The sequence below is a fragment of the Cereibacter sediminicola genome (assembly GCF_007668225.1).
Lineage (GTDB): Bacteria > Pseudomonadota > Alphaproteobacteria > Rhodobacterales > Rhodobacteraceae > Cereibacter_A > Cereibacter_A azotoformans.
In genome coordinates, this window is record NZ_VDEK01000069.1 from 1 (window position 1) to 5680 (window position 5680).

At 68.6% G+C, this 5680-nt stretch carries 6 protein-coding genes; 3 read left to right on the plus strand and 3 right to left on the minus strand.

Going from position 1 to position 5680, the window contains the following annotated elements; translation table 11 throughout:
- The coding region (locus FG154_RS21270; protein ID WP_222120587.1) for a hypothetical protein at positions 1–241 on the plus strand (241 nt) is incomplete at its 5' end.
- A 130-nt stretch (positions 242–371) separates the two neighbouring features.
- Here the strand turns inward: FG154_RS21270 and FG154_RS19980 are convergent.
- From FG154_RS19980 to FG154_RS19990, 3 genes are all read right to left on the minus strand, one after another.
- Positions 372–1745, minus strand: a complete 1374-nt coding sequence (locus FG154_RS19980; RefSeq protein WP_145111787.1) for an aspartate aminotransferase family protein — start codon at positions 1743–1745, stop codon at positions 372–374.
- A gap of 16 nt (positions 1746–1761) precedes the next feature.
- Complete coding sequence (locus tag FG154_RS19985; protein ID WP_145111790.1) at positions 1762–3255, minus strand: NAD-dependent succinate-semialdehyde dehydrogenase; 1494 nt, start codon at positions 3253–3255, stop codon at positions 1762–1764.
- A 114-nt stretch (positions 3256–3369) separates the two neighbouring features.
- Entirely contained in the window at positions 3370–3846 is a 477-nt protein-coding gene (locus FG154_RS19990) for an Lrp/AsnC family transcriptional regulator (protein WP_145111793.1), read from the minus strand.
- 33 nt (positions 3847–3879) lie between these two features.
- On the opposite strand from FG154_RS19990, the gene ehuR reads away from it, so the two are divergent.
- Positions 3880–5289: a MocR-like ectoine utilization transcription factor EhuR gene (gene ehuR / locus FG154_RS19995; protein WP_246100479.1), complete on the plus strand. Its 1410-nt coding sequence runs from the start codon at positions 3880–3882 to the stop codon at positions 5287–5289.
- 108 nt (positions 5290–5397) lie between these two features.
- A partial coding sequence (locus tag FG154_RS20000; protein ID WP_145111796.1) for an ATP-binding cassette domain-containing protein occupies positions 5398–5680 on the plus strand: 283 nt, incomplete at its 3' end.

The window sequence follows — 5680 nt, forward strand, 5'->3', positions numbered from 1 at the left end:
ATCGGCGCACTTCGCACCCGCATCATGCTCCTGCAAGATGCCAATGATCTGCTCTGCCGTCAGTCGTGCCTTCTTCATCGTCCGCCCTCTCCATGGGCCGGACTCTAATCACAGATGGAGGAAAAATCTCGTAGCAGGTCACAACAACCGCCGCCTGCTGGAGCCCATCGGGAACATCCCGCCCGCCGAAGCCGAGGCGAACTTCTACGCTGCTCTGGACGCTGAACCCATGGCCGCATAACTAACCGAAATCAGCCTCCGACAAACCCGGCGCGGTTCACAGATTGAGGCGCGCCGTCGGTTCTCTGGCGAGAGTTGACAGCGCGTCCTCTTGGAGTTCGTGTTCGCCCTCAGGCACGAACCTGACAGGTTCACCCAAGCACCCTTCTGACCGCCTCTTGCGTGGCGCTCACGACCATGTCCGCATCCTCCCGCGTCATGCAGAGGGGCGGGGCGAAGCCAAGGATGTCGCCTTGCGGCATGGCGCGGCCGATGACACCCCTTTCCAGCAAGGCCGCCGACACCGCCGGCCCCACCTTCCGGGCCGGATCGAAGAAGCGGCGGTCGTTGCGGTCCTCCACGAACTCCACCGCCGCCATCAGGCCGTCGCCGCGCACCTCGCCGACATGGGCATGGTCCGACAGCGCATCGGCCAGAGCCGCGCGGAAGTAGGCGCCCACCTCGCCCGCGTTGCGCACAAGGTCCAGCTCGTCGATCAGCTTCAGGTTCGCCACCCCCGCCGCCGCGCAGACTGGATGCGCCGAATAGGTCCAGCCGTGGCCGATGGGGCCGAAGCGGTCCGATCCCTCGACCAGCACCTCCCACATGCGCTGTGAGACGATCGAGCCCGACAGCGGCGCATAGGCCGAGGTCAGCCCCTTGGCGATGGTGATCAGGTCGGGCTCCATCCCGTAATGGACCGAGCCGAACATGGTGCCGAGGCGGCCGAAGCCCGTCACCACCTCGTCGGCCACCAGCAGGATGTCGTATTTCTTCAGCACCGCCTGGATCGCCGCCCAGTAGCCGGCGGGCGGCGGAACGATCCCCCCGGTGCCAAGGATCGGCTCGCCGATGAAGGCGGCGATCGTGTCCGGGCCTTCGGCCAGGATCAGTTCCTCGAGCCGTGCCGCGCAATGGGCGCTGAACTGCTCCTCGGTCTGGCTGCGGTCCTCGCGCCGGAAGTAATAGGGCGCCTCGGTATGCAGCACCGGCGCCAGCGGCAGGTCGAACTGGGCATGGAACAGCGACAGCCCGGTGAGCGAGCCGGTCATCAGCCCCGAGCCGTGATAGCCGCGCCAGCGGCTGATGATCTTCTTCTTCTCGGGGCGGCCGAGGATGTTGTTGTAATACCAGATCAGCTTGATGTTGGTCTCGTTCGCGTCCGATCCTGACAGGCCGAAATAGACCCGGCTCATGGTCTCGGGTGCGCGCTCGATGATCATGCGGGCGAGCGTGACGCTCGCTTCGGTGCCGTGGCCGACATAGGCGTGGTAATAGGCAAGCTGGCGGGCCTGTTCGGCGATGGCCTCGGCGATCTCGGTCCGGCCGTAGCCCACGTTCACGCAATAGAGGCCGGCGAAGGCGTCGAGGCTCTCGCGGCCCTCGGCGTCGGTGATCCGGCAGCCCGTGCCGCCGGTGATCATCCGGCGCGGGGTCTCGCCGCGGGCATGGCTGCCCATGTGCGTCGAGGGATGGAAGAAGTGGTCGCGGTCCCAGGCGTTCAGGTCGTTGTCGCGGTCGAGCATGTTCGTCCTTTCCGGCTCAGGCGGCCGTGTCGATGCAGAGATATTTAAGTTCGGTGAAGGCCTCGATTCCGTGGCGCGAGCCTTCGCGGCCGAGACCCGACTGTTTCCAGCCGCCGAAGGGGATGGGGCCGCCGGTGATCTTGACGCGGTTGATCGCCACCATCCCGAACTCCAGCGCCCTTGCCATGCGCAGCGCGCGGGCGCCGTCGCGCGTCACGACATAGGCCACCAGTCCGTAGTCGGTGGCGTTGGCGCGGGCGATCGCCTCGGCCTCGCTGTCGAACGCCAGCAGCGAGGCGACGGGTCCGAAGGTTTCCTCGCGGTGGATCAGCGCCTCGTCGGGCGCGCCGACGAGAAGGGTCGGCATGTAGGCGAGGGGCAGGTCGGGATGGGCGTGGCCGCCTGTGACCAGCCGCGCCCCGCGCGCCCGCGCATCCTCGACCTGCGCTGCGACCTTGGCCAGCGCGCGGGCATGCATCAGCGGCCCGATCTCGGTGCCGGGATCAAGGCCCGGCCCCACCTTCAGCGCGCCGATGCGCGCGGCCAGACGCTCGGTGAAGGCCGGCAGGATCGGGCGCTCGACATAGATGCGGTTGGCGGCCAGGCAATCCTGCCCCGAGGTGGCGAATTTCGCGGCCATCGCCAGATCCACCGCGCGGTCAAGGTCGGCGTCGGCAAAGACCAGCATCGGCGCATGGCCGCCCAGCTCCATCACCAGCCGCTTCAGGCCCGGCGCCGCATTCGTGGCGATCAGCCGGCCGACCTCGGTCGAGCCGGTGAAGGACAGCGCGGCCAGCCGCGGGTCGGTGCACATCTGCCCGACGATCCCCGCGGCCTCGCCCGGCACCAGGTTCATCACGCCCGGCGGCAGCCCCGCGCGCTCGGCCAGTTCGGCCAGCGCCAGCGCCGACAGCGGGGTTTCGGCGCTGGGATGGACGACCGTCGTGCAGCCCGCGGCGAGCGCGGCGGCCACCTTGCGGGTGATCATCGCGCTGGGAAAGTTCCAGGGCGTCACCACGCCCACCGGCCCCAGCGCCTCGCGCCGCACGATCATCTCGACATCGGGCAGATGCGGGGTCACGCCCTCGACATTCAGGCGGGGCGCTTCGCCGGCATACCAGTCGAGGAACTCGGCGGCATAGGCGATCTCGCCCCGGCTTTCGTCCAGCGGCTTGCCCTGCTCCAGCGTCATGATCAGCGCCAGATCCTCGGTCGCCGTCCGCATCAGCTCGGCCCAGCGACGCAGGATGCGCGCGCGTTCCTGCGGAAGGCGGTCGCGCCAGCCGGGGAAGGCGGAGTGCGCCGCGGCAATGGCGGCGTCGGTCTCGACCGGACCAAGCCGCGCGACGCGCGCGACGAGCGCGCCGCTGGCGGGATCGGTCACGGCGAAATCGGCCGCGTCCGGGGCGGCGGTCCAGCGGCCGCCCACATGGCCAAGGGTGCGCAACAGCGTCCGGTCGGTCAGGCGCGACAGGGCGGGGTGGGTCGTCTGGAGCGGTCGGGCGTTCATGGGGCCTCCTTCAGCTCTGCTCATCCTGATCGAAACGGGCAGAGAAGGGGGCCAAAGTCGGGCTGGGGCATGGTCCATCCGGGCCGGCATGCGGGGGGTGGATGGAGAAAGTCTCTACGGGCCGGCGAAAAGCGTCATCGGCAGCGGGCCGTCCTCCTTGACGGTGCGGGTGACGATGTAGGTGAAGTAGCGGTCGATCCCGATCTCGTCGGCCAGAAGCCCGTCGATCAGCCGCTGATAGGCGTCGATGTCGCGCGCCACGACCTTCAGGATGTAATCCACCCCGCCGCCCACCGACCAGCAGGCCAGAACCTCGTCGCGGGCCGAGACCGCGCGCTCGAACCGGTCGAAGTCGGACTGGCGGTGGTTGGCCAGCGTCACCTCGACCAGCACGGTCGCGAAGGGGGCCACCCGGCGCGGCGCGAGCCGGGCGTGATAGCCCGCGATCAGCCCCGCCTGCTCCAGCTTGCGCAGGCGCAGCCAGCAGGGCGTGGGCGACAGGCCCACCGTCTCGGCCAGCCGCAGCTTGGTGATCCGCCCCTCCCTCTGGACGGCCTCGAGGATGCGCAGGTCGATCGGGTCCAGCTTCATGGCATCCTCCGGAAGAATGGTTTGCAGAATGACATGAGTTTCGGCAGCATGGCAATCATGACAATATGGATGCCCAACCCCGACACCCTGTCCCGTCCCGCCTATCTTTCGCTGGCCGAGCAGTTCTCCCGTGCCATCGAGGGCGGGCACCTGCCGCCCGGCGCGCGGCTTCTGCCGCAGCGCAAGCTGGCCGACCGGCTGGGCCTGTCGCTGCAGACGGTCAGCCGCGCCTATGACGAGCTGATCCGGCGCGGGCTGATCCAGGGCGAGGTGGGGCGGGGCTCCTTCGTGCTGGGGCCGGGGGCCGAGGCGCGCCAGCCTTACCTGCCCGAGCGGCCGGGCGAGGTGATCGACCTGTCGATCCTGAAGCCGGTGGTCGAGACGCTGCACATGGACCGCCTGCGCGAGGGCTTCGCCTGGCTTGGCGAGAACCTCGCCGCCTCCTCCGCCCTCTCGTTTCGGCCCAATATGGTCATGCCCCACCACCGTGCCGTCGCGGTCGAGTGGTTGAACGGGCTGGGCGTGCCGGCCGAACCGTCGGGAATCGTGCTGACGAACGGCGCCACGCCCGCCATCACGGCCGCGGTGATGAGTGCGGCCCCGCCGGGCGCCGGCATCGCCGCGGCCGCACTGACACACCACACGCTGAAGCCGCTCTGCACCTATCTGGGCCTGCATCTGGAGGGGCTGGCGATTGACGGCCACGGGATGATCCCCGCCGCGCTGGACGAGGCCGCGCGCCGCGGCCAGATCCGCGCGGTCTATCTTCAGCCCAATGTCATCAATCCCTTGGCCATGATGATGCCCGCCGACCGGCGTGCCGAACTGGTCGAGGTGGTCCGCCGCCACGATCTGGCGATCATCGAGAACGACATCCTGAACATGATGATCGCCGACCGTGCGCCGGCCTTCGCCACGCTGGCGCCCGAGCGGACGCTGTATATCTGCGGCTTCACCAAGATCACCGTGCCGGGCCTGCGGCTGGCCTATCTGCACGCGCCGCCGCGCTTTGCCACGGCCGCCGCCAACCGGCATCTGGTCTCGAACTGGATGGCGACGCCGCCGATGGCGGACCTGCTGTCGCACTGGGTCAAGGACGGGACGGTGGCGTCGCTGGCCGCCTGGCAGGCGCGCGCGATGGCCGACCGGCACGCGCTGGCGTCGGAGGTGCTGGGGGCGCAGATGCCCGTCTGCCACCCCAACAGCCTGCATCTCTGGCTGCCGCTGCCCGAGGGCTGGACCGAGGAGGCCTTTGTCGAGCAGGCACGCTTCATGGGGCTGGGCGTCGCCGCGGGCCATGCCTTCCGTGCCAGCGACAAGGCGCCGCCGCAGGCGATTCGGGTCTCGCTGGGATCGACCCGCGCCGAGGACCTTCGCCGCGGCCTGTCGCTGATCGCAGGCCTTCTGAGAGACACGCCCGAGCCGCCATTGCCCACGATCTGAGCGACTTCTGTCTGGCGCGGCTGCGTAAATTGTAATGATATTATTTTCCTTTTGACATGATATTGTCGCGCCCTGATCCTGTCTGCGAACCACCCCAGGAGGGCAGGCGTGACGCAGCCGATCATCCGTATCGATCGCCTTGAGAAATCCTTCGGCAGTCTGAAGGTTCTTGACGGCCTGTCGTTCGACGTGATGCCGGGCGAGAAGCTGGCGCTGATCGGGCCCTCGGGCTCGGGCAAGACGACGATCCTGCGCATCCTGATGACGCTGGAAACCATCACCGGCGGCCATGTCGAGGTCTGCGGCGAGCAGCTGTTCCACATGCGTCGCAACGGCGTCGAGCGGCCGGCGGATGAGGCGCACCTGCACCACATGCGCCGCCACATCGGCA

Coding starts and splice junctions, on each gene's coding strand:
- FG154_RS19980 (WP_145111787.1), bottom strand. CDS start 1,745: ATGCTCGACCGCGACAACGACCTGAACGCCTGGGACCGCGACCACTTC.
- FG154_RS19985 (WP_145111790.1), bottom strand. CDS start 3,255: ATGAACGCCCGACCGCTCCAGACGACCCACCCCGCCCTGTCGCGCCTG.
- FG154_RS19990 (WP_145111793.1), bottom strand. CDS start 3,846: ATGAAGCTGGACCCGATCGACCTGCGCATCCTCGAGGCCGTCCAGAGG.
- ehuR (WP_246100479.1), top strand. CDS start 3,880: ATGAGTTTCGGCAGCATGGCAATCATGACAATATGGATGCCCAACCCC.